At 39.5% G+C, this 448-nt stretch carries 1 pseudogene; it reads left to right on the forward strand.

Features of this window, described 5'->3' with window-relative positions:
* Positions 1 to 146, forward strand: a pseudogene (locus tag B5P40_RS32030) (IS4 family transposase); the annotation flags it as partial.
* Between the last annotated feature and the right edge of the window lie 302 nt (positions 147 to 448).

Here is a 448-nt window from a genome sequence, read left to right on the forward strand (position 1 = left end):
CCCAAGAGCTATCAAAGGTGTTGCTTCGCCTGTTCAATCTCCTACAGCAAAACGGGCGGAAATCTCATCGATATGAGAAAAAAACGGTCTTTGATATATTAGGTGTCGTTTACAATTGTACCCTGTCTGATAATCAAGCCGCTTAATTCAAAAAAAGTGAACCCGTTAGGGTTTATTTCGTATGCAAATCTTTCAATCACCTACACTTGCCCTTTAGAAAAAAGAAACAACCTCTACTATAATTGACGTTGTATGAGCTTAGCTTGATAGCGATGGGGTACCGCCAGCATTTCGGAAAAAAACCACGCTAAGAGTATGCAAGATTTTATGCGAAAAATAGGGAGACATAGGGAAGCCAAAAGGCACTCCAGAATAGGAATGTATAAAAAGATGCATAGGGTCATAGAAAAAGAAAAAGGCGAATCCCTTGTTGAACTGTACCCTATAA

Origin of the sequence: Bacillus sp. SRB_8, from assembly GCF_003264205.1 — a bacterium.
Lineage (GTDB): Bacteria > Bacillota > Bacilli > Bacillales > Bacillaceae_G > Bacillus_A > Bacillus_A mycoides.